At 64.4% G+C, this 21669-nt stretch carries 24 protein-coding genes; 18 read left to right on the forward strand and 6 right to left on the reverse strand.

Annotated features, from left to right (window positions below):
• Window positions 1–218: 218 nt before the first annotated feature.
• Entirely contained in the window at window positions 219–1733 is a 1515-nt protein-coding gene (locus ACSQ3P_RS17290; protein ID WP_436166763.1) for a phytoene desaturase family protein, read from the forward strand.
• Between the two features lie 3 nt (window positions 1734–1736).
• On the opposite strand, the gene ACSQ3P_RS17295 is transcribed toward ACSQ3P_RS17290, so the two are convergent.
• Window positions 1737–2519, reverse strand: a complete 783-nt coding sequence (locus tag ACSQ3P_RS17295; RefSeq protein ID WP_436166764.1) for a 4'-phosphopantetheinyl transferase family protein — start codon at window positions 2517–2519, stop codon at window positions 1737–1739.
• 23 nt (window positions 2520–2542) lie between these two features.
• Here ACSQ3P_RS17295 and ACSQ3P_RS17300 point away from each other — a divergent pair, with 23 nt between their 5' ends.
• The 16 genes from ACSQ3P_RS17300 to ACSQ3P_RS17375 all read left to right on the forward strand — a co-directional run bounded on the left by ACSQ3P_RS17300 (window position 2543) and on the right by ACSQ3P_RS17375 (window position 14979).
• Window positions 2543–3256, forward strand: coding sequence for a beta-ketoacyl synthase chain length factor (locus ACSQ3P_RS17300; protein WP_436166765.1), 714 nt, complete (start codon window positions 2543–2545; stop codon window positions 3254–3256).
• A complete protein-coding gene (locus ACSQ3P_RS17305) occupies window positions 3240–4013 on the forward strand; it encodes a lysophospholipid acyltransferase family protein (RefSeq protein ID WP_436166766.1) in 774 nt (257 codons plus the stop codon). Before ACSQ3P_RS17300 ends, ACSQ3P_RS17305 begins: the two co-directional genes overlap by 17 nt.
• Window positions 4006–4284 (forward strand): phosphopantetheine-binding protein, encoded by a 279-nt coding sequence (locus ACSQ3P_RS17310; protein WP_436166767.1) that lies wholly within the window; start codon window positions 4006–4008, stop codon window positions 4282–4284. The genes ACSQ3P_RS17305 and ACSQ3P_RS17310 overlap by 8 nt, the downstream gene beginning before the upstream one ends.
• Window positions 4274–4525: an acyl carrier protein gene (locus ACSQ3P_RS17315; RefSeq protein WP_436166768.1), complete on the forward strand. Its 252-nt coding sequence runs from the start codon at window positions 4274–4276 to the stop codon at window positions 4523–4525. The genes ACSQ3P_RS17310 and ACSQ3P_RS17315 overlap by 11 nt, the downstream gene beginning before the upstream one ends.
• 127 nt (window positions 4526–4652) lie before the next feature.
• Window positions 4653–5090: a hypothetical protein gene (locus ACSQ3P_RS17320; protein ID WP_436166769.1), complete on the forward strand. Its 438-nt coding sequence runs from the start codon at window positions 4653–4655 to the stop codon at window positions 5088–5090.
• Window position 5091: 1 nt separating this feature from the next.
• Window positions 5092–6447: an AMP-binding protein gene (locus tag ACSQ3P_RS17325; protein ID WP_436166770.1), complete on the forward strand. Its 1356-nt coding sequence runs from the start codon at window positions 5092–5094 to the stop codon at window positions 6445–6447.
• Between the two features lie 69 nt (window positions 6448–6516).
• Window positions 6517–6819 (forward strand): ApeI family dehydratase, encoded by a 303-nt coding sequence (locus tag ACSQ3P_RS17330; protein WP_436166771.1) that lies wholly within the window; start codon window positions 6517–6519, stop codon window positions 6817–6819.
• A 1-nt stretch (window position 6820) separates the two neighbouring features.
• Window positions 6821–7240: an acyl-CoA thioesterase gene (locus tag ACSQ3P_RS17335; RefSeq protein WP_436166772.1), complete on the forward strand. Its 420-nt coding sequence runs from the start codon at window positions 6821–6823 to the stop codon at window positions 7238–7240.
• Window positions 7227–7859, forward strand: coding sequence for a LolA-related protein (locus tag ACSQ3P_RS17340; RefSeq protein ID WP_436166773.1), 633 nt, complete (start codon window positions 7227–7229; stop codon window positions 7857–7859). The genes ACSQ3P_RS17335 and ACSQ3P_RS17340 overlap by 14 nt, the downstream gene beginning before the upstream one ends.
• A 35-nt stretch (window positions 7860–7894) precedes the next feature.
• A complete protein-coding gene (locus ACSQ3P_RS17345; RefSeq protein WP_436166774.1) occupies window positions 7895–10168 on the forward strand; it encodes an MMPL family transporter in 2274 nt (757 codons plus the stop codon).
• A gap of 146 nt (window positions 10169–10314) precedes the next feature.
• The gene (locus ACSQ3P_RS17350) at window positions 10315–10911 is read left to right on the forward strand and encodes a DUF3261 domain-containing protein (RefSeq protein ID WP_436166775.1); all 597 of its coding nucleotides are present in this window, start codon (window positions 10315–10317) and stop codon (window positions 10909–10911) included.
• Complete coding sequence (locus ACSQ3P_RS17355; protein ID WP_436166776.1) at window positions 10908–12107, forward strand: beta-ketoacyl-[acyl-carrier-protein] synthase family protein; 1200 nt, start codon at window positions 10908–10910, stop codon at window positions 12105–12107. Before ACSQ3P_RS17350 ends, ACSQ3P_RS17355 begins: the two co-directional genes overlap by 4 nt.
• Complete coding sequence (locus ACSQ3P_RS17360) at window positions 12104–12577, forward strand: ApeP family dehydratase (RefSeq protein ID WP_436166777.1); 474 nt, start codon at window positions 12104–12106, stop codon at window positions 12575–12577. The genes ACSQ3P_RS17355 and ACSQ3P_RS17360 overlap by 4 nt, the downstream gene beginning before the upstream one ends.
• The gene (locus tag ACSQ3P_RS17365) at window positions 12574–13299 is read left to right on the forward strand and encodes a 3-ketoacyl-ACP reductase FabG2 (protein WP_436166778.1); all 726 of its coding nucleotides are present in this window, start codon (window positions 12574–12576) and stop codon (window positions 13297–13299) included. The genes ACSQ3P_RS17360 and ACSQ3P_RS17365 overlap by 4 nt, the downstream gene beginning before the upstream one ends.
• Window positions 13296–14519 carry a beta-ketoacyl-ACP synthase gene (locus ACSQ3P_RS17370; protein WP_436166779.1) on the forward strand — a complete coding sequence of 408 codons (1224 nt, stop codon included), beginning with the start codon at window positions 13296–13298 and terminating at the stop codon, window positions 14517–14519. Before ACSQ3P_RS17365 ends, ACSQ3P_RS17370 begins: the two co-directional genes overlap by 4 nt.
• A gap of 13 nt (window positions 14520–14532) precedes the next feature.
• Entirely contained in the window at window positions 14533–14979 is a 447-nt protein-coding gene (locus ACSQ3P_RS17375) for a hypothetical protein (RefSeq protein ID WP_436166780.1), read from the forward strand.
• A gap of 71 nt (window positions 14980–15050) precedes the next feature.
• Here the strand turns inward: ACSQ3P_RS17375 and ACSQ3P_RS17380 are convergent, their stop codons facing one another.
• Window positions 15051–16739, reverse strand: coding sequence for a glycosyltransferase (locus ACSQ3P_RS17380; protein ID WP_436166781.1), 1689 nt, complete (start codon window positions 16737–16739; stop codon window positions 15051–15053).
• A gap of 384 nt (window positions 16740–17123) precedes the next feature.
• Between ACSQ3P_RS17380 and ACSQ3P_RS17385 the strand changes: the two genes are divergently transcribed.
• Window positions 17124–17954: a DUF72 domain-containing protein gene (locus ACSQ3P_RS17385; protein WP_436166782.1), complete on the forward strand. Its 831-nt coding sequence runs from the start codon at window positions 17124–17126 to the stop codon at window positions 17952–17954.
• Between the two features lie 39 nt (window positions 17955–17993).
• Here the strand turns inward: ACSQ3P_RS17385 and ACSQ3P_RS17390 are convergent, their stop codons facing one another.
• The 4 genes from ACSQ3P_RS17390 to purH form a co-directional block, all read right to left on the reverse strand.
• Window positions 17994–18461, reverse strand: coding sequence for a YbaK/EbsC family protein (locus ACSQ3P_RS17390; RefSeq protein ID WP_436166783.1), 468 nt, complete (start codon window positions 18459–18461; stop codon window positions 17994–17996).
• A complete protein-coding gene (locus tag ACSQ3P_RS17395) occupies window positions 18458–18736 on the reverse strand; it encodes a hypothetical protein (protein WP_436166784.1) in 279 nt (92 codons plus the stop codon). Before ACSQ3P_RS17395 ends, ACSQ3P_RS17390 begins: the two co-directional genes overlap by 4 nt.
• A gap of 4 nt (window positions 18737–18740) precedes the next feature.
• Window positions 18741–19919: a low temperature requirement protein A gene (locus ACSQ3P_RS17400; RefSeq protein ID WP_436166785.1), complete on the reverse strand. Its 1179-nt coding sequence runs from the start codon at window positions 19917–19919 to the stop codon at window positions 18741–18743.
• A gap of 135 nt (window positions 19920–20054) precedes the next feature.
• The gene (gene purH, locus ACSQ3P_RS17405) at window positions 20055–21647 is read right to left on the reverse strand and encodes a bifunctional phosphoribosylaminoimidazolecarboxamide formyltransferase/IMP cyclohydrolase (protein WP_436166786.1); all 1593 of its coding nucleotides are present in this window, start codon (window positions 21645–21647) and stop codon (window positions 20055–20057) included.
• Window positions 21648–21669 lie beyond the last annotated feature (22 nt).

Raw genomic sequence — 21669 nt, forward strand, 5'->3', positions numbered from 1 at the left:
TCAAACCAATCCCTGTCCAAGCCGCCCCAAAAGGGCGGCTTTTCGCGTTTTCGGCTCGCCTTTCTCGGTCACATCCCTGCGTCCGCGCAGAAGCTCGTTATGCGGTTGCTGGGAGCGGACAGGCGCGCCGCGCACCAGGCCAGTCGCCTCTCGGGCGCATGCCTCTCACATTGACCGGCTTGTGCTGCGCAATGTCCTTCCTATAGAGACGGCTTTGGATGAGCAGCCCATATGGGCATCGGGCAATCACGCGTTTGGCGCACTGCAACAGCCGTTCTTTCGATGTCATCGTCGTAGGCGCTGGGATGGCCGGGCTTGCCGCTGCGGCCCTGCTCGCGCGCGAAGGCCGCAAGGTTCTGGTCGTCGAAAGCCATGACCGCCCCGGCGGCTGCATGACGTCTTGGGTCCGCAAGCCGCGTGACAAGAACCGTATCGCCCGGCGCTTCGTCTTCGACGCCGGGGTACAGGATATCAGCGGCCTCGGCGCGGGGGCGCCGCTGCACCAGCTTCTCACCCGACTGGGCGAACAGGATGCGCTGCACTGGCTGCCGGTGCAGCATCGCTATGTCATCAATGACATCACAATCGACCTGCCGCGAAATTGGGACGAGCTGGAATGCGTTCTCTGCGCACGCTTCCCCGAGGAGGCCTCCGGCGTAAGCGCGCTTCTCGGCGAGATCAGATCAATCTACGACGATCTCTATGCGGGGATGAGATCGGCGCGCTACCGCGCGATCACGCAGTTGCCGGCGGCCGAGCAAGCGCAGTGGCATTGCCGCTTCCCGCATGCCGCGCAAGCAACGGGCCAATCCTATGGCGCGCTTCTGCGGCGCCATCTGAGCGATCCAACGTTGCTGAGCATTTTCAACCTTCTGTCGGAATACGTCACCGACGATCCGGCCGCGATCGGTGTCAACGACATGGTTCCACTGTTCGGCTATTATGTTGCGGGTGGCTTCTACCCGGCCGGCGGCGCCCAGAAGCTGCCGGATTTGCTCTGCCGCTCGATCCGGCACCATGGCGGCGAGATCCGCCTCAAGACCCAGGCGACGCGTTTCGTTCTTCGCGATGGGCAGATCGCGGGCGTGGAATTGTCACCGGGCCAGATCGCCCGCGCGCCCGTCGTCATCAGCAATGCCGACATCGCCGCCAGCCATGACGCGCTGCTCGGCGCTTATGACTTGCCGCCCCGCTACCGGCAAAGATTGGCGCGATTGAAGCGTGGCCCCTCCGCCATCTTGATCAATTTCGGCCTGGACAGGATACCTGACCTGCCGGCACGCGTGTTCGTCGAGCAACACGGTCTGATCTTCGGCCTCAGCAATCCGAGCGCCATCGACCCCAGCCTGGCGCCACCGGGCCATGCCGCCCTGTGTCTGCTGCACTTGCTGCATGAGGACGAGGCGGGTCCCTGGTTCGACCTCAGTGCGCCGCAATACCAGAAAGCGAGAGAGGCCCATGCGCGAAGGCTGATTGGCGCGGCAAGCGTCGTCGTCGCCGATCTCGAGCGGCATATCGTGCATTACGAGGTGGCCGCACCGCCGACCTTCCGTCACTATATCCGCTCGGAGAATGGCAGCATCTACGGCGCGGCGCGCGGTCAATGGTGCCCCGCGGTCAAATCCCCAGTACCCGGATTGTTCTTGGCCGGTGCCGGAACTGCAACGGGTCCCGGAGTCGAAGCGGCCGTCCTCTCCGGCCTGCACGCCGCGCATGCGGTCATGGATCTGTAAGGTTTATTCCTGCCAGGCGACGGCGAGACACATATCGTCCCAGGGCCGGGCATGCGCGATCGTCCAGACCTCCCCATCGACATGCACATGCGTCGGGCCGTCCGACATGGCGGTGAAATAGTCGCGGCGGTCCGTGACCTGCAGGAGTGCGTGACTGGTTGCTTTGGCCAGGGCCTCACGCCCCGTCCAGATCCGATAGAACGCGTCGGAGCCGGATTGCGCGACCTGCCGCCGCTCGGCCGGGCCGAAGGCCAGCTCCGCAATTCCCTGGATGTCGCGCTGCTTGCCGCTGCATTCGATATCGAGCCCAAGGCGCGGAACGAAGCCATGGGCTGCGGCGACGAAGCCGTCCGCATGCGAGATCGAGATGGCTGGCAAGATCTCTCCAGCGCGTGCTTCGAAAACGGGCCGGCCGCCCGGATCGCGCAAAATCGGCCGGTCCCGACAATCCACGACCTCTTGCCTCAGCATGGCGCGCAGCAGCGCTCTGGCACAGCGCGAAACCGGCGCAAAAGCCCGCTCTTCGGGATGCGACCAGCCGTCGAGGAGTTCCCTTGCCATATCGCTCTCCTCGGCCAGCACGGCCAAGCCGATCCGCGCACGCGGCCCGGGCAGATCGGGGAGGTCGACGGGCAGGGAAAAGGCGGGGATATCGAACATGCGCTCGAAACGGGATGGCAGGCGGAGGGATGCCAAGTTAAGAGGGATCGTTCGGCAATTCCACCGGGCGATCGAACCCTGTCCACGAGTTCCCGAACGGCCCAGAGAACCGCCCCCTGATGCCAAGCGAGGCCCTCCTGAGATTTGCGGTGCAAAACTGGTTCGCCTGGACCTCGGGACTCAGCTCTCCCGAGCAATGGCGGGATTGGGCGAGCCCATGCCGCCAGGAGGCGTATGTCGCGCCGGTCGCGTTGCCGATGTCCCTGCGCCGGCGTGCGACGCCGATGGGGCAGGCCCTGCTCGCAGGCGCCTTGGGCTTCACCGATATGGTCGGACGGGCCCGCTACGTCCAGGCGTCCCGCCACGGCGAATTCAGCCGCGCGCACCAGACCCTCCTGGCCCTGGCTCAAGAGGACGAGCTCTCGCCCGCCGAATTCAGCATGTCCGTCCATCACGGGCTTGCCGGTCTCTTGTCGATTCACACGCAGAACCGCGAGGGCCACATTGCGCTGGCTGCTGGCACGGAATCCTTCGCCTGCGGCCTGCTTGAGGCTGCCGCCTGCTTGGCTGAACATCCGCAAACCCCAATTCTTCTGCTCTATGCCGACGAGAAGCTGCCTTATGAGTTCGCCGGGCAAGCCGGTCCCGAAGAGGCTCTGCCCTGCGTCGTCGTGCTCGGCTTGACCGCGCCCCGCATGGACGGCGACGACATCCTGCTCATACAGCAGCCCGCGAGCCGGCCCCAGGAGCCATCCCCTTCGGCGGCCTTGGACTTTCTGAAGTTCCTCCTCTCGGGGAGCCGGCAAGCGGTCTCGCATGGCGAACACTGGGACTGGACCTGGCGGCATGCTGAGCCGGTTTGACCGCCTCTACCGCCTCCTGGCGACCGGCTTCTTTTTCGCCGCCTTGTTTGGCGGCGGCGCTGTCGTCGCGGCTCTGACTTTTCCGATCGTCGGCCTGGCGACGCGCGACGCCCGGCTGCGGCGCGAGCGCAATCAGCACATCATTCACCTGCTCTTCCGAACCTATATCGGCACCATGCGCTTCATGCGGCTGGCATCCTTCGACTTCAAAGGCCTGGAGAGATTGCGCGCCGCGCCGGGCAGGATGGTAATTGCCAATCATCCGTCCCTGCTGGACGTGGTGATCCTGATGGCGCTGATCCCGCGCGCCCAGTGCATCGTCAAGCAATCCCTCTGGGAAAGCCCCTATCTTGGCCGCCTGGTGCGAGGCACCGGCTATATCAGCAACGCCTTACCTTCCGAGCAATTGCTGGAGGCCTGCCGCCAGAGCATCGAGGACGAGGCCTGCCTCATCATTTTTCCAGAGGGCACCCGCACCACGCCGGGCGAGCCGATGCAATTGCACCGCGGCTTCGCCAATATCGCCCTCCTGCTCGGGATCGACATTCAACCTATTACCATCACCTGCACGCCGCCGACCCTCTTGAAGGGCCAGAAATGGTATGCCATCCCATCGTACCGACCGGTGTTTTGTGTTGATGTCGGCGAAATGATATCAGTCGGCCACATGCTGAACGACCATGAACGGCCGCTCGCCGCCCGCAAGTTGGTACGAATGATCAAAGCTTACTACGAAGGCAAGCTGGCGGATGGATGAGCTGGAAACACGTATCAAAAGGCTGATCGTCGAAAGCCTCAAGCTTGAAGACCTCAACCCTGCTGATATCGCCAGTGACGAACTGCTCTTCGGCGAAGGCCTTGGCCTGGATTCCATCGATGCGCTTGAGCTCGGCGTCGCTCTGCGCAAAGCGTTCGGCCTCACCATCGAAACCGTCACGGACGACATCAAGCTGCATTTCAGGACCGTTCAAAGTCTCGCACAGTTCGTTCGTTCACAGCAGAAAGACATCGAACGTCATGTCGCGTGATGAAATTTACCAGCAGATCGCTTCGTATCTCATCGAGAGTTTTGAAGTTCCCGCCGACAAAGTCAGCCCTGAGGCGAGGCTCTACGAGGATCTCGACCTCGACTCCATTGACGCGGTCGACCTGATCGTGAAGCTGCAGGATCTCACGCAGCAGAAGTTCAGGCCGGAAGACTTCAAAGCGGTCCGTACGGTGGCCGACGTGGTCGATCGGATCGTTGCGATGGCGAGAGCGCAAGCCTGAGGCAGTAAGCGACGTGCCGGCAGCCCCCGCCATACGCGCACTCCTGATTGCGTTGGGCCTGGCATATCCGCTGCTGGCTTATTTCGGCCATGCCACTGTCTCGCCCGCGATCTTTATCCTGGCGACATTGGCCCTGATCGCCATCCGCTATGTGTTCGCGCAGCCCGGCCCGCTCACCATGGGCCCGTCGACCCTCCTGATCGTCGGCGGAGCTCTCATCGTGGTAAGCCTTGCCGATCGGCAGCTCGCCGCCCTGGCCTATCCCAGCCTGATCAGCTTTGCCTTTGCCTCTGCGTTCGGCCTGTCGCTATGGCGCCGGCCGAGCCTGATCGAGCGCTTCGCGCGCCTCCGGCAGCCGGATCTGCCCGATGCTGCCAAGACCTATTGCGCCCATGTCACGCTGCTGTGGACCGTCTGGCTGCTGGCGAACGGGCTGATCGCCGCAGCACTTGCCTTCGGCCGGCACATGGAACTCTGGCTGCTGTGGACCAGCCTGATCAACTATCTCCTCTCCGGTACCCTGCTGGGTGGCGAGTGGTTGTTCCGCCGGATTCGCGAGAGCTAGCATGAGCGCGGACCGTCTCCTCGCCATTCCCGAAGTCTGGTCGCACCAGCCGGATCGGCCCGTTGCCTATCGTACCGGCTCCTCGGCGCTAACCCGACGGCACTTCATTGCAGATCTCAACGCCAATATCGGGCTGCTCAGGCAGCTGCCCGAAACGGCCGCGATCCTGTGCACGACCAGCCTGTACTGGTTCGCCATCGGGCTCTTCGCCCTTGCTGCCTGCCGTAAGCACGTGATCGTCGCCGCGAACGACCTGCCTGCGAATCTGGAACAACTGGGCGACCAGGCCGGGCTCATCGTCAGGGACCGCGAACGCATTTTCCCCGGCGCGCAATATGGTCTCGTCCAGGCCGAGGCTCCCTGGGATCTGGCGTGGCCCGGCCTCGACCTTGCCTCGCCCGTCAGCTTCTTCACGTCTGGCTCGACCAGCACACCGAAGCGGGTAGACAAGCAACTGCACCACCTCATCGTCGAGGCGGAGGCCATTTCGGCGCTGTTCGCAGCGCGGCAACCGCATTTCCGGTCGGTTTGCGGAACGGTTCCGCATCACCATGCCTATGGCCTGGCCTTCCGGGTGATCTGGCCGCTGCTATCAGGCCTGCCCTTCGTCGACGAAACGCCGGAATTCCTGGAACAGGCCCTGGCGCAGCTCGAAGCAGGCGCCGTCTTCGTCACCAGCCCGGCCCATCTCCACCGCCTCGACGGTTTCGCAGCGCTGCCGTCGGCAAGGCAGCCGAGCTGCATCCTCAGCGCGGGCTCCCGGCTTGACGATGATGCGGCGCGCCAGGCGCAGTCGCTCCTCGGCTGCACGGTGACGGAGATATACGGATCCACGGAGACCGGCGTCCTCGCCTACCGGCAACATGACCAGCTCGCTGCGGCATGGCGGCCATTGCCCCATGTGCAGCTCACCCTCGATCCTTCCGGACGGGCTGAGGCCAGAGCCCAGCATATTCCCGGCGGGCTGGCGCAACTCGCCGATCATGTGCGCCCGCGCGGCGCGGTGGGCTTCGATCTGATGGAGAGGCAGGACCGTGTCGTCAAGATCGAGGCCAAGCGGGTCAGCCTCGGCGAGGTCGAGGCGCGGCTGCGCGAACTGGACGAGGTCAGGGACGCTGCCGTTGTCGTGCGCGGCGATCCGGCGCGACTGGCGGCCTGCATCGTTCCGAGCGGCATGGGGGCGAACTTCCTTGCCAACAATGGCGCTTTCCGATTTAACCGCCGCATACGCGCCGCCCTGGCAACTCATCTTGAAGCTGCCAGCTTGCCCCGGCATTGGCGTTTCGTCGAGCGGTTGCCGCGTGGCGCCCTCGGCAAGGTCAGCCAGCATGACGTCGAAAAACTGTTCGATGAATAAGGTTCAATGATTCAGTCGCTTGGCAAAACCGGGCCTGAGATTTCAGCCACGCGCGCCATTCCCGGCGGCGTGCAGATCGATCTGTCGGTCCCGCATGACCTCCCCTGTCTCGAAGGGCATTTTCCCGGCACGCCGATTGTGCCCGGCGTCGTTCAGATCGACTGGGCGATCCGGCTGGCCGCAGATTACCTGCAGCTCCAGCTCGAAGCCGGGACGCATTTCCAGGTGAAGTATCGTCGGCTCTTTCTGCCGGGGAGGCAGGTCACCCTGACGCTGCTCAGCAAGAACGATTACTTGCGCTTCGACTATTCAGACACCGGCGAGATGCTTTCATCCGGCTCCATCCGGTTGAAAATGGCGGATGGTCCTTAAGATGCAGCTCTTTGCCGACGCCCAAACCGACGTTCAGTTCTACGACCTGGACCCGATGCAAGTCGTCTGGCACGGCAACTATCCGCGCTTTCTCGAATTGGCCCGCGGCGCGCTGCTCGACAGGCTCGACTACAACTATCCGCAGATGGCGACCTCGGGCTATGTCTGGCCGGTCGTCGATATGCAGATCAAATACGTCAAGCCAGCGCGGCTCGCCCAGCGGCTCGTGATCCGGGCGACGCTGCTCGAATATGAGAACCGGATCAAGATCGGCTACCGCATCAGCGACGGGGCGAGCGGGGAGCTGCTGACCAAGGCGCAAACCATCCAGCTCTGCGTTCATGCCGAGACTGGCGAACTGCGCCTTGATTGCCCGCCCGATTTCATTGCGAAGGTGAGGGCCCTCCATGAAAAGCCTTAGTTCATACGAGCCCTTCGCCTCTGCCGTGCTTTGCTTCTTCATGGTCCTGCTCGCAGCGGCGCCACTGCGCGCGCAGACGGTGACGCTGCAGGACGGGCAGGTTCTGCGCGGGCATTTCGAGCAGAAGCGCTATCTCAATGGCCTCGCCAACCCCGTCAGAAGCTCGGGCGTGTTCACGCTCGTCGCCGGCAGGGGATTGATCTGGACGACGACAAAGCCCTTCGCGACGACGACGATCATGACGCAGGCTGGCCTGGTCCAGGATGTGAAGGGCAAGGAAACCCTGCGCCTTGCCGCCAGCAGGCTTCCGATCATGTCGAAGCTCTATACGATGTTCGGAGCGGCGCTGACCGGCAACTGGGAGACGATGCAGGGCGCCTTTGCCCTGACACGCCAGCAGAAGGGACAAGCCTGGTCCATTCGTCTCGAAAGCCTCCGGGCCGATGATCCCAACTTGCCGATCAAGGCGATCTATGCGCGCGGCCAAAGGCTCCTCGACGAAGTGGAAGTGGTGAAGCCCAATGACGACCGCGACGTGTTGACCTTCTCCAGCCAGAAGCTGGAGCAAGGCCCGCCGACCCAGGAAGAACAGGAATTCCTGACGAGGGCACAGCCCTGAAGCGCGCCCATGCCGGCCTGCTCTGGCTGCTCGTGGTGATCACCGCGGGCGCCTTCGTTGTTGCCAGCTTCCAGAAGAGTGACCCGCTGCGCACCGACCTGACGGCGCTGCTGCCGTTGGAACTGCAGGATCCGGCCCGGCAGAAGGCCAACGACCTGATTTCTCGGTCGCTCGCGCGGCGCTTCGTCATCCTGGTCAGCCACAAGGATGCAGCGCAGGCGCGAGCGCGCGCCACCGAGCTGGCGAAGGCGCTCGAGGATACGAGGCTCGTCGGATCGATTGGCGAGGACTTCAGCCCCGACCAACTCAAGAAGCTCGGCTTGCTCTATTTCCCCTATCGCGCCGGCCTGCTGTCGCCGAAGGACCGGGACGCCTTGCTCGCCGATCGGGGCCAGGAGCTCGCGGAGCGTGCGCTGGCGCAGATCGCCGGCCCGGGCGCGTTTGCCGATGGGCGCCTGCTCAAGGCTGATCCCTTCCTGCTACTGCCATCCTTCCTCCTCAGCCTGCCCTTCCCGGCCACCATGCTGACATTGGATGACGGGCTGCTGTCGCGGCGGGATGAGGCAGGTACGCATATCCTCCTGCCGGCCAAGCTTGTCGCGGACCCTTTCGACCTCAAGGTCCAGGAGACGATCACCTCGACCATAAATCGCTACGAAGCCGCCCTGGATGCGCCCGACCGCCCGATCATCCGGCGCCTGGGCGCGGTGTTTTTCGCGGAGGCCGGGGCGCGCAAGGCAATCGCGGAATCCACTTGGCTGGCCGGCCTTTCGCTGGCCGGCATCATGCTGCTCGTGCTGCTCGCGTTCCGTGGCGTGCGGCCGCTGTTGCACAATCTCCTGGTCATCGCCGTCGGCGTGATCTGCGGCCTGAGCGCCTGTCTGCTGGTCTTCCAACAGGTCCACGTCGCGGTATTTCTGTTCGGCGTCGGCCTCGTCGGCATCGCCGCCGACTATGGCTTCTACTATACTGCGACGGCCTTCGCGGACGGGGAGAAGCCGCCGGGGCAACGCCTGCGCGAGATTTTGCCTGGCTTGTCCATGGCCCTGCTGATCGCCGTTCTCGGCTACGGCGCGCTGGCGCTGGCGCCGTTCCCAGGTTTACGCCAGATCGCGATCTTCTCGGCCGTCGGCTTGATCGGCTCCTATCTGACGACCGTGCTGTGGTTGCCCTTGCTGCAGGCGCGCAAAGCGCCCCCACATGCGCCGCAGGTGCTTCAGTTCATCGCCTGTTGCTCGCTGTTCTGGACCGACGCGAAATGGCGCAGGCTCCGCGTCGGCTTTTGCGGCTTCCTCGTCTTGATCGTCGTGACCGGCTTCGGGCGTATCAGCTTCGATGACGACGTCCGGAAACTGCAGCCGCTCGACGCTTCGCTCTCGGCGGAGCAAGGCGTCATCGCTGCCCTCACCGGTCTCAACCTCACCACGCAATACCTGCTGATCGAGGCCGAGAGCGATGAGCGCGCCCTGCTGATCGAAGAGCAGATCGCAACCATGCTCGGCGAATGGCAGAAGTCCGGCGTGATCAGGGCCGCGCAGGCGCCGGCGGCCTATGTGCCCTCCTCGGCGCGACAGGAAGCCAACCGCACGCTCCAGCTCGAGAAGCTCACCGAGCCATTCCTCGCGCAGACGCTGGAGGCCATCGGCCTGCAGGCCGAAGACGTGACCATGGCGCCAGAGGGAGTGCTCCGGCTCTCGGCCGCGCTGGAGAGCCGCGCGGTTCCCTTCCTCAACGAACTCGTGCTCGCACCCGGCCTGCACGTCGTCACCCTGCAGGGCGTCTCCAGCACCGAAGGTGTCAGGCGCGATGTCGCCACGATGGCCGGAGTCAAATTCGCCGATCCGACGGCCGATCTCAGCACCCTGCTCGGCCTCTATCGCGTTCGCGCGCTCGCCCTGCTCGCGTTGTCGGTCGCGGTCATCTTCGCGCTCGCCATTTGGCGTTACGGCTTGCCGGGCGCCGTGCGGGCGCTGGCGCCATCCCTCACCGCCCTCGCGGTCGTGCCTTGTGCGCTGGCCTTATTCGGGTACCCGTTCACCTTCTTTAACGCCATGGCGATGGTGCTGCTGCTGTCCTTCACGATGGACTACTCGGTCTTCTGCGCGGAAGCCGGAACGGAGAATCAGCCCATCACGTTGCTGGCCGTCTGGATGGCGGCGCTGGCGACGGTCCTCTCATTCGGAGTTCTCGCCCTTTCGAACACGCCGGCCGTCGCCGGCTTTGGGCTCACGATCCTGCTGGGCGTGTCCCTCGCCGCCCTGATTGCCCCTGTGGCAGCCCGGCAACAGGTCCCGCGCGACGCCGGATAGCGCGCCGATCCGGTCGGAGTCGCGCCTGTTAAGCTGTTGATATTATGTAGCTTTCGGCTAAAAATCCGCTCCCATGCGAGCAGAGAAGCGCTAGAAGCCCGCGAGCCATGTGCTATAAGCGGCCCAATAATAAAAGGGGGGGCTTGATGCAATCTTGGGGCAACTGGCTGATCGGTGGCCTGCTTCTGACGCTGGGGGGCTGTGTATCCGATAAGAATACTGCGGCGACGGGCGAGGCCGGCATGCTGATTGGCCCACATCTGCCGATTCGAGCGATCGCGCCGGCTGAATTCGAGTATCGGCACCAAGTCACGCAAGTGCTGAGCATGCGCTTCGGCAATCAACCGATCAATCTCGAAGCGCAGCTCGCCATGAGCAAGGACGAGTTCCGGGCGATCCTGCTCGATTCGTTGGGGCGGCGCGCTGTGACGCTTGTCTGGCGCGACGGCAAGCTTGAGTCCCAACTTGCGGACTGGCTACCGCCCGGCATTCGCGCCGACGCGATCTTCGCCGACATGATGGTCCTCTATGGCCAACCCACCGCATTGAAAGCCGCGCTCGCGGATTCGGGCTGCACGCTCGAGCTGGGCAAGAACTCGCGCGTCCTGCGCTGCCACGACAAGGACGTGCTACGCGCCTCGTATAACCTGAAGTCGCCGAAGCGCCTCAGTGGCACGGTGCGCTATTCCAACCTCGCCTGGGGCTACGAGGTCGACATCGAATCCGCGGAAGTGACGCGGTGACGGCCTATCTCGGCATTTCCGCCATGGGGCTGATGACGCCCATCGGGAACGGCAAGGCGGAAACAGCCGAAAATCTCTTCAAGGGCGACCAGACGAGCCTGCGGACACGCGACGACCTCATTCCCAAGCGCAAGGTTCTGGTCGCCGAAGCCAGAGGCGACACCCCAGCTTTACCGCCCGGACTGGCGAGATGGGACTGTCGCAACAACCGGATGCTTGCTGTTGCTCTCGAGCAGATGCGTCCCGACCTCGACCGCGCGATTACCCGCTACGGGGCCGGGCGCGTCGCCATCATCCTAGGCACCAGCACGTCAGGCCTGGCCGAGGGCGAGGCAGCCTATGCGCAGCGCCTGAAGACCGGGCAGTGGCCCCGGACGTTCGACTATGTTCAGCAGGAGGTCGGCGGCCTCAGCGAGTTCGCCAAGGCCTATCTCGGCCTCACCGGCCCGGCCTACACAATCGCCACGGCCTGCTCATCGAGTGCGAAAGTCTTTGCCGTGGGACGCCGGTTGATCCGGGCCGGACTGGTCGACGCGGCCATCGTCGGCGGAGCCGACAGTCTATGCCGGATGACACCGAGCGGCTTTGCCGCGCTCGGCGCTGTCTCCGCCACGGCAGCCAATCCATTCAGCCGGAACCGCGACGGCATCACGATCGGCGAGGCGGCAGCCGTGTTCCTGCTGGAACGGGATGCCGCCGAGGTCGTCTTCATGGGCATCGGCGAGACGTCGGACGCCCACCACATCAGCGCGCCCGATCCGCAAGGGCTCGGCGCCGCGATGGCCATGCGGGCAGCGCTTGAGGACGCCGGTTGCGCGGCCCAGGGCATCGCATATGTCAATCTGCACGGCACGGGGACGCCGCTGAACGATTCCATGGAAGGCAGAGCCGTCCACCAGATCTTCGGCGCGCAGACGCCGTGTAGCTCGACCAAGGCGATGACCGGACACACATTAGGTGCCGCAGGCGCCTGCGAAGCCGCGTTCCTCTGGCTGACGCTTTCACGGCACTATAATCCAACACGGCTATTGCCACCTCATCTCTGGGACGGAGCCAAAGATGAAGATATCCCGGAATTGCATCTAAATCGCCTGGGAGAGACTTTCTCCGAGGACAATCGCGCCGCCATGCTCAGTAATTCTTTCGCTTTTGGCGGCAGCAATGTAGCGATTATCCTGGGGAGGGCGCCGTCATGAGCCAAGAATTTTATCCACTCGACTCGGTCTTGCCACACCGCGCGCCGATGATCCTGATCGACAGCATCGAAGATTGGAGCGAGCAGGAAATCCGGACACAGCTGACTGTACGTCCGTCCTGCCCATTCTTCGTCGAGGGCAAAGGTATTGCCGCTCATATCGCGATGGAATGGATGGCTCAGAGCTGTGCCGCCTTTGTCGGTGTCGGCGCAGTGCGGGCGCGGCAACCGGTCAAGATCGGCTTCCTGCTCGGCACGCGCAATTTCTCCGCGGCTCTCGATTGGTTTGCCGAGGGCGAAGCGCTCAGCATCACTGCCAAGCCGGTCTACCGCGACGCGGGGATGGGTCAGTTTGATTGTGCGGTTCATCGGCGGGGCGGGCCCGAACTGGCAAAGGCGCAGCTGACCGTCTACCAGCCCGACGATCATCTCGGCTTGATCCAGGACCAGGCAGCGGAGCGCGGCGCATGAGCCGCACACTGCTTGTCACAGGCGCGAGCAAGGGTATCGGCCGGGCGATCGCCGTCCGTCTGGCGCGCGATGGTTTCACCGTACTCGTCCATTTCGCCAGGGACCGCAGCGGCGCTGAGGGCACGATGGCCGAGATCGCCGGCGGCGGCGGCCAGAGCCGGCTGATCTCCTTCGACACCTCCGAGCGTGAAACCACGCAAGCAGCGCTCGAAGCCGACATGGCCGAGCACGGCCCCTATTTCGGCGCCATACTGAATGCAGGCATCGCGCGCGACAATGCATTCCCCGCCTTGAGCGACGACGATTGGGATAGCGTGCTCGATACCAATCTCGGCGGCTTCTACAATGTTTTGAAGCCGATCGTGATGCCGATGGTGAGCGCGCGCAAAGGCGGGCGCATCGTCACGATCTCGTCGGTATCCGGCATCATGGGCAATCGCGGCCAGGTCAACTACAGCGCGGCGAAGGCGGGCATCATCGGCGCGACCAAGGCGCTAGCGGTCGAGCTCGCCAAACGCAACATCACCGTGAACTGCGTCGCACCGGGGCTGATCGACACGCAGATGCTCGACCAGTCCTTTCTCGACGAAGCGCTCAAGACCGTGCCGATGCGACGGGTCGGGCAACCCGAAGAGGTCGCCGGCCTGGTGTCGTTCCTCTGCTCGCAGGAAGCTGCCTACATCACCCGACAGGTGATCTCGGTGAATGGGGGCATGCTTTGAAACGCCGCGTCGTCGTCACCGGCATGGGCGGCGTCACCGCGCTCGGCAGCGACTGGCCCCGCATCCGCGCCGAGCTCCATGCCGGGAACACAGCCATCCGGCGCATGGACTGGGATCGCTATACCGGGATCAACTCCAAGCTCGCCGCGCCGATCATCGACTTCACGGTGGAGCAGCGCTACAGCCGCAAGCAGCTGCGCACCATGGGCCGCGTCTCACGCTTGGCGGTGTCTGCGACGGAACAAGCGCTCGATCAGGCCGGCCTGCTGGGCGAGGCCGTACTCAAGGGCGGGCGTTGCGGCATCGCCTATGGCTCGTCCTTCGGCTCGATCGCGCCGATCCTCAGCTTCGCCGAGCTGATGAGGGATGGTGTCTCAAGAACGCTCAACGCCACGAGTTATGTCCAGGTGATGAGCCACACGGCTGCAGTCAACATCGCGCTGTTCTTCGGCCTCACCGGCCGCATCATCCCGACGTCGACGGCCTGCACCTCAGGCAGCATGGCCATCGGCTATGCCTGTGAGACGATCCAGAGCGGCAAGGCCGATGTGATGGTCGCTGGCGGCGCTGACGAGCTCGATATCTCCGACGTTGCGGTCTTCGACACGCTGTTTGCGACCTCGACCAATAATGGCAACCCCGAGCTGACGCCGCGCCCCTATGACGTCGCCCGCGATGGGCTGGTGATCGGGGAAGGCGCCGCAACCTTGATTCTCGAGGACCGGGACCATGCCCTGGCGCGCGGGGCCCCTATCCACAGCGAGATCGTCGGCTTCGGCACGAATTGCGACGGTCACCACGCCACGCATCCACAGGCTGCCACCATGGAAATCGCCTTGCGCCTTGCGCTTGAGGATGCGGGCCTGCCTGCATCCGAGATCGGGTTCGTCAGCGGCCATGGCACGGCGACGGAAGCCGGAGACATCGCCGAGAGCCAGGCGACCCATGCGGTGTTCGGCGACGGCATGCCCATCCATTCGCTCAAGAGCTATTTCGGCCACACGCTGGGCGCCTGCGGCGCACTTGAGGCATGGCTCGGCATCGAGATGATGCGCGAGCGGAGCTTCGTGCCGACGGCCAATCTCACCTCGGTCGACCCGCGCTGTTCGCCGCTTGATTACATTATGACGGAGGGGCGCAGTCTTGAGACCAATTACCTGATGAGCAATAATTTTGCCTTCGGTGGAATCAACACGTCTTTGATATTTCGACTAGCCTGACACAGGGGGAAGTATGAAGAGCCTGAGCCGAATTCTTTTAGCTGGCGCGATATCGCTTGTTTCAGCGACCGCGATGGCGCGCAACGACCGCTCCGTGCAACCGCTCGGTGAAGCCCTGAATTCGCCGGAGGTCTTGGCGTTGAGCCGCGAGGTGAAGGTGTATTTCGGCGACCAGAGGCATCCGCGGGTCGCGCAGAAAATCGGCGAATGGAGCAGTCAGCGCCATGGCAGCGCCGGACGCGATGAGCCGGCGACGAAATCCGGCTGCCACTACGCCTTTGCCGAGGCCTTGGAGCAATTACAGAAGAGGGCGGCCCGCGAAGGCGGCGACGCTGTGGTCAACATCTTCAGCGTACATGGCGACGCCCCGATGAAGAGCACGACGCAATATCTGTGCGGCATCGGCAACGTCAAAACCGCGGTGCGCCTGACAGGTACCGTCGTCAAGCTCGGGCGATAGGAACAGCCAGACCAACCGGCTCCGCCCTCACCGCCGGCCGCACAATGGGTGCGGCTGGCTTTTCCTAGCTGTCACTGTCCGTCGGAGGACGGCGCAGCCCAGAAGTCGTAGAAATTGTACCACTGCATGGGCTGCTGCAGGCAATAGCGCTCGAGCCGCTGGGCATAGAGCGAGGCATAACCCGCCAGCGCTTCGGCCCTGGACTTGCGCGGCAGAACCACCTCGTCGGCGAACCCTTCGAAATAGGCACGGTGCCCTTCGCCCTCTCGCAGGCAGAACAATGTCAGGACAGGGCAGCCGAGCAGCGCGGCCAGGATATAGGGGCCCTGCGAGAATGGGGCGGATTGCCCCAGGAACATCGCCTCGCTCACCCTGCCGTGGCTCATGACGGGAATGCGATCGCCGGCGATCACCAGCCATTCGCCCCTGTCGATCCTTTCCGACAGTGCGATCGCCGTGTCGACGCCGATATCCGTCACCTCGATGACGTCGGCCCCGGCATCGGGCGCGACCGAGCGCAGGATCGCATTGTAGCGCCTCGCCTGAACGGTGTGCATCAACACATGCACGGGCCGGCCCACGAGCCGAGCCAACGCGGCGCGGGCGATTTCCGCATTTCCGAGATGCGAGACGATCAGCAAGGCGCCGCGTCGCCCGCCGAGATGGAGCGAAGCCGCCTCGCCGCCGACGATCTCCACCGGCCCGATATCCTTTGGGTGCGCCCAGCCGACGAAGGTATCGAGCGCTTTGGTGGCGAAGTCGTAATGGTGACGGAAGCCATCGCGCCAACTCGGTGCCGGCTTGCCCTGCAGGGCGCGGACACGCGCGAGGAAATCGTGCGACGCCTTGCGTTGCTCCGCTCCGGCCAGGACGAAATAGAGCACGACCGGGCGCATCGCGAGCAGACAGGCTCGCCTGCCACAGAGGCGATAAACGGCGAGCAAGAACTGCAGGCCCCAATAGGTACCGCGCTCCCCTAACGCCGCCCAATGGCTCACTTCAGCTTTGGTTAGGAGGCGTCGTCCCAAGAGCGAGGGAAGCCGCCGGAGCATGCCGAAGAACAGCCGCGTATGCATCCGCGTGATCAGCCAGTTGTCCTGAAGCAGCCGAAAATTCGAAGTGTTTCCAGGTGGATAAGTTACGCGGACCGGGAGTTGCACGACCGGCGTGCCGCGCCAATGCATGCGCACCATGATTTCAGTGTCGAAATCCATATAGCGCCCGACATGCTCCTCCCGGAGGACCGTCAACGCGGCGGCGAGCGGATAGACGCGGAAGCCGCACATGCTGTCCTTGATCTTCAGCGACAGGGTCTCGATCCAGACCCAGACATGGGTCAGCCAGCGGCCGATCGCTCGCCCGCGCGGAATCGACCGGTCATACACGGGAACGCCCGATACCAGCGCCTCCGGCCTAGCCTGCGCTGCGGCGAGCAGGGCATCCAGGCTCTGCAGATCGTGCTGGCCGTCGGCATCGATCTGCAAGGCATGAGTATAGTCCGCAACGGCAGCTGCTTTCATCGCGACGACGAGCGCCCCGCCCTTGCCCCGGTTCTGCGGCAAGCGGATGGTCTCAATCCCCCCCGCCGGATCATGCAGTGCGGAGATGGCCTGCGCAGCAGCGGCCTCGCTGCCGTCATCGACGATGAAGACCGGAATGCCCCGCGCGGCCAAGACGCCGACGATGCCGCCCAACGCCTGGTAGTGATTGCGGCTCGGTATGACGGCGCAGAGCCTGAAGCGATCGACGATTTCGCGCATGAACGAGGCCGCTATCCAACTATCCAGAGCATCTCCGCGTTTCGGAGAAACGCGGAGATGCTCTATCTTCTTGTTTTATCGCATTTTCTTTACGCGAACCGGTGTCCACTTCGCTCGAAAATGCTGCAGGCGTCCAGCACGGGCAGGGCTCGCGCCGCCAATGATCGTTGATGTGACACATTTGGCTGAAGGCCTTGAGAATTTTTTCAAAGCGCCAGCCCGGTCGCGCTCCTGACACAACCCGGCACTCTCCTCCGCCATTGCAAGAACGCGCGCCATACGGCGCGGAAACGGGTGGCTCCCACCGCGCTAAGTGGGAATAATCCACGCCGACGAGCCCGCGCGGCCTTCCTGGTGCGCCGCTCGCAATCGCGAGGACGAGACATGGCTTCCAATCAAGATATGGCTCCCACTTCAGGCAAGATCCATATCGGCACCGGCGGCTGGGTGTTCGAGCCCTGGCGCGGCGCGTTCTATCCCGATGGCCTGTCGCAGAAGCGCGAGCTCGAATATGCCGGCAGCAAGCTGACCTCGATCGAGATCAACGGCACTTATTACGGCTCGCAGAAGCCCGAGAGCTTTGCCAAATGGCGTGCGGAAACGCCTGACGGCTTCGTCTTCTCGCTCAAGGGCTCGCGCTATATCACCAACCGGCGAATCCTCGCCGAAGCTGCGCCCTCGATCGAGAAATTCATCACCGGCGGCGTGCTCGAGCTGAAGGAGAAGCTCGGGCCGATCAACTGGCAGTTCATGCCGACGAAGCGTTTCGATCCGGCCGATTTCGAGGCTTTCCTGAAGCTTTTGCCGCATGAGGTCGACGGCCAGGTGATCCGGCATGCGGTCGAGGTCAGGCATGACAGCTTCCGCTCGCCCGATTTCATCGCCCTTCTCAGGGAATACAAGGTCGCCGTGGTGGTGGCGGGCGATGCCGATTACACCCAGATCGCGGATGTGACCGCGCCCTTCGTCTATGCCCGGATCATGGGCACGAAAGAGGCGCAGCCGAAGGGCTATTCCGAGAGCGATCTCGACGCCTGGGCGAAGCGGGCACGCGACTGGGCCGGCGGCGGGGCGCCGACGGATCTGCAGGCGGTCATGCCGGCGGGGCCAACGGCTGGGCCGCGCGATGTCTTTCTCTATGTCATCAGCGGCGACAAGGTCCGCAATCCCGCTGCCGCCATGGCGCTGATCGAGCGCCTCAGTGCGAAGGACTGACGCTCGGCCTCAGGATGCTTAGCCTCTAGACACTTGGCCTCAAGCGATGTCCTGGCAGACATCGACCCATTGCGCCTGGGTCAGGGCCGCCATCCGTTCCGGATTGATCCGCAGGGCGCTCTGCGGCGAGCCCGCCGCCGGCACGACCTCGTCGAAGGCCTTGAGCGAGAGGTCGCAATAGACCGGTAGCGGCGTCGCCAGGCCGAAGGGGCAGACGCCGCCGACGGGATGGCCGGTAATCGCCGCGACCTCCTCGGCCTCGAGCATGCGCGGCTTGCCGCCGAGCGCTGCCTTGACCTTCTTGTTGTCGAGCCTGGCGTCGCCGCGCGCGACGACGAGCACGACGCGCTCGCCGATGCGCAGCGACAAGGTCTTGGCGATACGGGCCGGCTCGACGCCATGCGCCGCCGCCGCGAGTGCGACCGTCGCACTGCTCTGCGGCGTCTCGATGATGGCGATGTCGGGGGCGTGTTCGGAAAAGAAGGCGCGGACGGAAGCGAGGCTCATCCCATCATCCTACCGAACATCCAGGCGATGACCAGAGCCGCCAGCGCCGGTACGCCGAAGACGACGAGCCCGATCGGCAACTCCTCCATCACGCTGTAGCCGGCACGACTGACGCCGATCCAGAGATTGACCAGTGCGGCGACAAGCCAGAGCGGGATGAACAGCTTGACCGCGAAGGCGATCGGATTGCCCCCAGCGATACCGAGCCGCGGCGCCAGGAAGAGCAGGAAGCCGAGCAAGGCGAAGCCGCCGGCAATGACCTTGATGGTATGCATGGACTCAGGCCTCCTTCGGTCGCAGGGACAGTGCTTCCCAGGCCGCGACGAGCACGAGAATGGCTGTTGCCGTGAGGCTGAAGGCCAGCGGCGGCAGAACGCCCGGGAACAGCGTCAGCAAAGCGAGCAGGCCGAGCCCGACGATATGCGAGAGCGGATACCAGCCGGCGGTGACCTTCTTGAACAGCAGATTGCCGAGCAAATAGAAGCCGGGCCCGCCGATGACGGCAATAGTGACCTTCGCTTCGGTGTGCCCGCCGGGATGGGCGAGCACGAACTCGTCGCCGACGGCGACCAGGATGATGCCCGCGACCAGCAGCAGATGGATATAGGTGTAGGCGATGCGGGCGATCGCCCCGGGGTCGTCGGAATGAGCTATCCGCTCGCTGCCGCGCTCGGCGCCGATATGGAAATAGATCCACCACATCGCGATCGAGCTCAGAAAGGCGTTGGCGAAGGCCAACATGTTGGCCGGGGTGGCGGCGAGCTTCGCCGCGGTCGCGCCGGTCACCAGGATGGATTCCCCGAGCGCGATGATGATGAACAGCGCGCAGCGCTCGGCCAGATGGGCCCCCTCGACATTCCAGTCGCTGGTCGTCGAACGGCCGAGGCCGGGAACGCGGAAGCCGAGCGCGGGGCCGGCATATTCGATGGCCAGCGCCAGCGCCCAGAGGCCGAAGCGCATCTCGCCATGCGCCAAGCCGCCCGCGATCCAGAACAGCCCGGACAGGGCGAGCCAGAGCGTGATGCGCTGAAAATTACGGAAATTCGCCGGGCTATGGGTTCTCAGGCTCAGCATAGTGAAGGTGCTGCGCCCGAGCTGCATCGCCACATAGGCGCAGGCGAAGATCAGGCCGCGCCCCTCGAAGGCTTCCGGCAGGGAGATCGAGAGAATCAGGCCGGCGAACATCAATGCGAACAGCATCAACCGCACCGGCGTCGTCTCGGGGTCGAGCCAGTTGGTCACCCAGCTCGTATAGACCCAGACCCACCAGACCGCGCCGAGCAGCAGCACCGCCTGGGCGAGGCCGAGCGGCGAAAAATGCTCCAGCAGCGTGTGCGAGATCTGGGTGATCGCGAAGACGAAGACGAGATCGAAGAACAGCTCGACGAACGAGACTTTGTTGTGCTGATGCGCGACGCGTTCGCGCAGCAGCGTCCGCCCCCCATGGTCCTGTGTCATGCCGCCCTCATCCCCTCGCGGTAGAGTAAGGCCCTGTTGGGGAAAACGTCGACCCCTCGGCAAGAACGCACCGTCATCCCGAGACGACCTTCGGTCGTCCCGGAATGACGCGGAGGGAGAAGCAGGTGTGCCGCCTCAGTGCCGGAAGTGGCGGTGTCCGGTGAAGACCATGGCGAGGCCGGCCTCATCGGCGGCCTTGATGACCTCGTCATCGCGCAATGAGCCGCCGGGCTGGATCACCGCCGTCGCGCCGGCCTCGGCAGCCGCCAGTAGGCCGTCGGCGAAGGGGAAGAAGGCGTCCGACGCGACGACCGAGCCCTTGGCCAGGCTCTCGGTCGAACCCAGCGCCTTGGCGGCCTCGCCGGCCTTCCAGGCCGCGATACGCGAGGAATCGACCCGGCTCATCTGGCCGGCGCCGATGCCGACGGTCGCGCCGTCCTTGACGTAGACGATGGCGTTCGACTTGACATGCTTGGCGACGCGGAAGGCGAAGCGCAGATCGGCGAGTTCGGCCTCGCTCGGCTGGCGCTTGGTGACGACCTTGAGCTCCATGTCGTCGACGACGGCGTTGTCGCGGGCCTGGGCGAGGAAGCCGCCCGAGACGGTGCGCAGGGACAGGCCGGTGGCCCGCGGGTTCGACAAGCCGCCGGTTACCAGCAGGCGCAGGTTTTTCTTCCCGGCGATGACCGCGATCGCCTCCTCATCGGCGTCGGGCGCGATGATCACTTCGGTGAGGATCTTGACGATCTCGCGGGCGGTCGCCCCGTCCAGCTTGCGATTGAAGGCGATGATCCCGCCAAAGGCCGAGACGGGGTCGCAGGCCAGGGCGCGGGCATAGGCCTCACCGAGCGTGGCGCCGGTCGCGACGCCGCAAGGGTTGGCGTGCTTGATGATGGCGCAGGCGGCCGAGATCGCCGGGTCGAATTCCGAGACGCATTCGAAGGCGGCGTCGGTGTCGTTGATGTTGTTGTAGGAGAGCTGCTTGCCCTGGAGCTGGCGTGCGGTCGCGACGCCGGGACGTTGTTCCGGGGTGCGGTAGAATGCCGCCCATTGATGCGGGTTCTCGCCATAGCGCATCGTCTCGGCGAGCGCGCCGCCGAGCGCACGATAGGCCGGCGCGGTGTCGCCGAGCTCATTGGCGAACCAGTTCGAGATCGCCGCGTCATAAGCGCCGGTGCGGGCATAGGCCTTCTGGGCGAGCTTGCGGCGCAGCGTCAGCGTGGTCGCGCCCTTATGCGCCTCGAGATCGCTCAGCACGGCGGCGTAATCGGCCGGCTCGACCACCACAGCGACGTCGTTGTGGTTCTTGGCGGCGGCGCGGATCATCGCCGGCCCGCCGATATCGATGTTCTCGATGCAGTCGTCATAAGGCTTGCCCGCCGCCACCGTCGCCTCGAAGGGGTAGAGATTGACGACGAGCAGGTCGATCGGCGCGATGCCGTGGCCGAGCATCGAGGCCTGGTGCTCGGGATGCGAACGAATGGCGAGCAGGCCGCCATGCACCTTCGGGTGCAGGGTCTTGACGCGCCCGTCCATCATCTCGGGAAAGCCGGTCAGGTCCGAGACATCCGTCACGGGCAGGCCGGCTTCGGCGATCGCCTTGGCGGTGCCACCGGTCGAGACCAGGGCGATGCCGAGGCGGTTCAGGGCGCGGGCGAAATCGATCAGCCCGCTTTTGTCGGAGACGGAAAGGAGGGCGCGTTCGACGCGGCGAAGCTCTGTCGGCATCTGGGTTAAGTCCGGTGCTGGC

Origin of the sequence: Allobosea sp. LjRoot9 (assembly GCF_964252745.1) — a bacterium.
Lineage (GTDB): Bacteria > Pseudomonadota > Alphaproteobacteria > Rhizobiales > Beijerinckiaceae > Allobosea.

What these genes read in the sequence shown, in the direction of transcription:
- ACSQ3P_RS17290 (WP_436166763.1), top strand. Translation starts at nt 219, where the DNA reads ATGAGCAGCCCATATGGGCATCGGGCAATCACGCGTTTGGCGCACTGC.
- ACSQ3P_RS17305 (WP_436166766.1), top strand. Translation starts at nt 3,240, where the DNA reads ATGCTGAGCCGGTTTGACCGCCTCTACCGCCTCCTGGCGACCGGCTTC.
- ACSQ3P_RS17310 (WP_436166767.1), top strand. Translation starts at nt 4,006, where the DNA reads ATGGATGAGCTGGAAACACGTATCAAAAGGCTGATCGTCGAAAGCCTC.
- ACSQ3P_RS17315 (WP_436166768.1), top strand. Translation starts at nt 4,274, where the DNA reads ATGTCGCGTGATGAAATTTACCAGCAGATCGCTTCGTATCTCATCGAG.
- ACSQ3P_RS17325 (WP_436166770.1), top strand. Translation starts at nt 5,092, where the DNA reads ATGAGCGCGGACCGTCTCCTCGCCATTCCCGAAGTCTGGTCGCACCAG.
- ACSQ3P_RS17335 (WP_436166772.1), top strand. Translation starts at nt 6,821, where the DNA reads ATGCAGCTCTTTGCCGACGCCCAAACCGACGTTCAGTTCTACGACCTG.
- ACSQ3P_RS17340 (WP_436166773.1), top strand. Translation starts at nt 7,227, where the DNA reads ATGAAAAGCCTTAGTTCATACGAGCCCTTCGCCTCTGCCGTGCTTTGC.
- ACSQ3P_RS17350 (WP_436166775.1), top strand. Translation starts at nt 10,315, where the DNA reads ATGCAATCTTGGGGCAACTGGCTGATCGGTGGCCTGCTTCTGACGCTG.
- ACSQ3P_RS17360 (WP_436166777.1), top strand. Translation starts at nt 12,104, where the DNA reads ATGAGCCAAGAATTTTATCCACTCGACTCGGTCTTGCCACACCGCGCG.
- ACSQ3P_RS17365 (WP_436166778.1), top strand. Translation starts at nt 12,574, where the DNA reads ATGAGCCGCACACTGCTTGTCACAGGCGCGAGCAAGGGTATCGGCCGG.
- ACSQ3P_RS17375 (WP_436166780.1), top strand. Translation starts at nt 14,533, where the DNA reads ATGAAGAGCCTGAGCCGAATTCTTTTAGCTGGCGCGATATCGCTTGTT.
- ACSQ3P_RS17380 (WP_436166781.1), bottom strand. Translation starts at nt 16,739, where the DNA reads ATGCGCGAAATCGTCGATCGCTTCAGGCTCTGCGCCGTCATACCGAGC.
- ACSQ3P_RS17385 (WP_436166782.1), top strand. Translation starts at nt 17,124, where the DNA reads ATGGCTTCCAATCAAGATATGGCTCCCACTTCAGGCAAGATCCATATC.
- ACSQ3P_RS17390 (WP_436166783.1), bottom strand. Translation starts at nt 18,461, where the DNA reads ATGAGCCTCGCTTCCGTCCGCGCCTTCTTTTCCGAACACGCCCCCGAC.
- ACSQ3P_RS17395 (WP_436166784.1), bottom strand. Translation starts at nt 18,736, where the DNA reads ATGCATACCATCAAGGTCATTGCCGGCGGCTTCGCCTTGCTCGGCTTC.
- ACSQ3P_RS17400 (WP_436166785.1), bottom strand. Translation starts at nt 19,919, where the DNA reads ATGACACAGGACCATGGGGGGCGGACGCTGCTGCGCGAACGCGTCGCG.
- purH (WP_436166786.1), bottom strand. Translation starts at nt 21,647, where the DNA reads ATGCCGACAGAGCTTCGCCGCGTCGAACGCGCCCTCCTTTCCGTCTCC.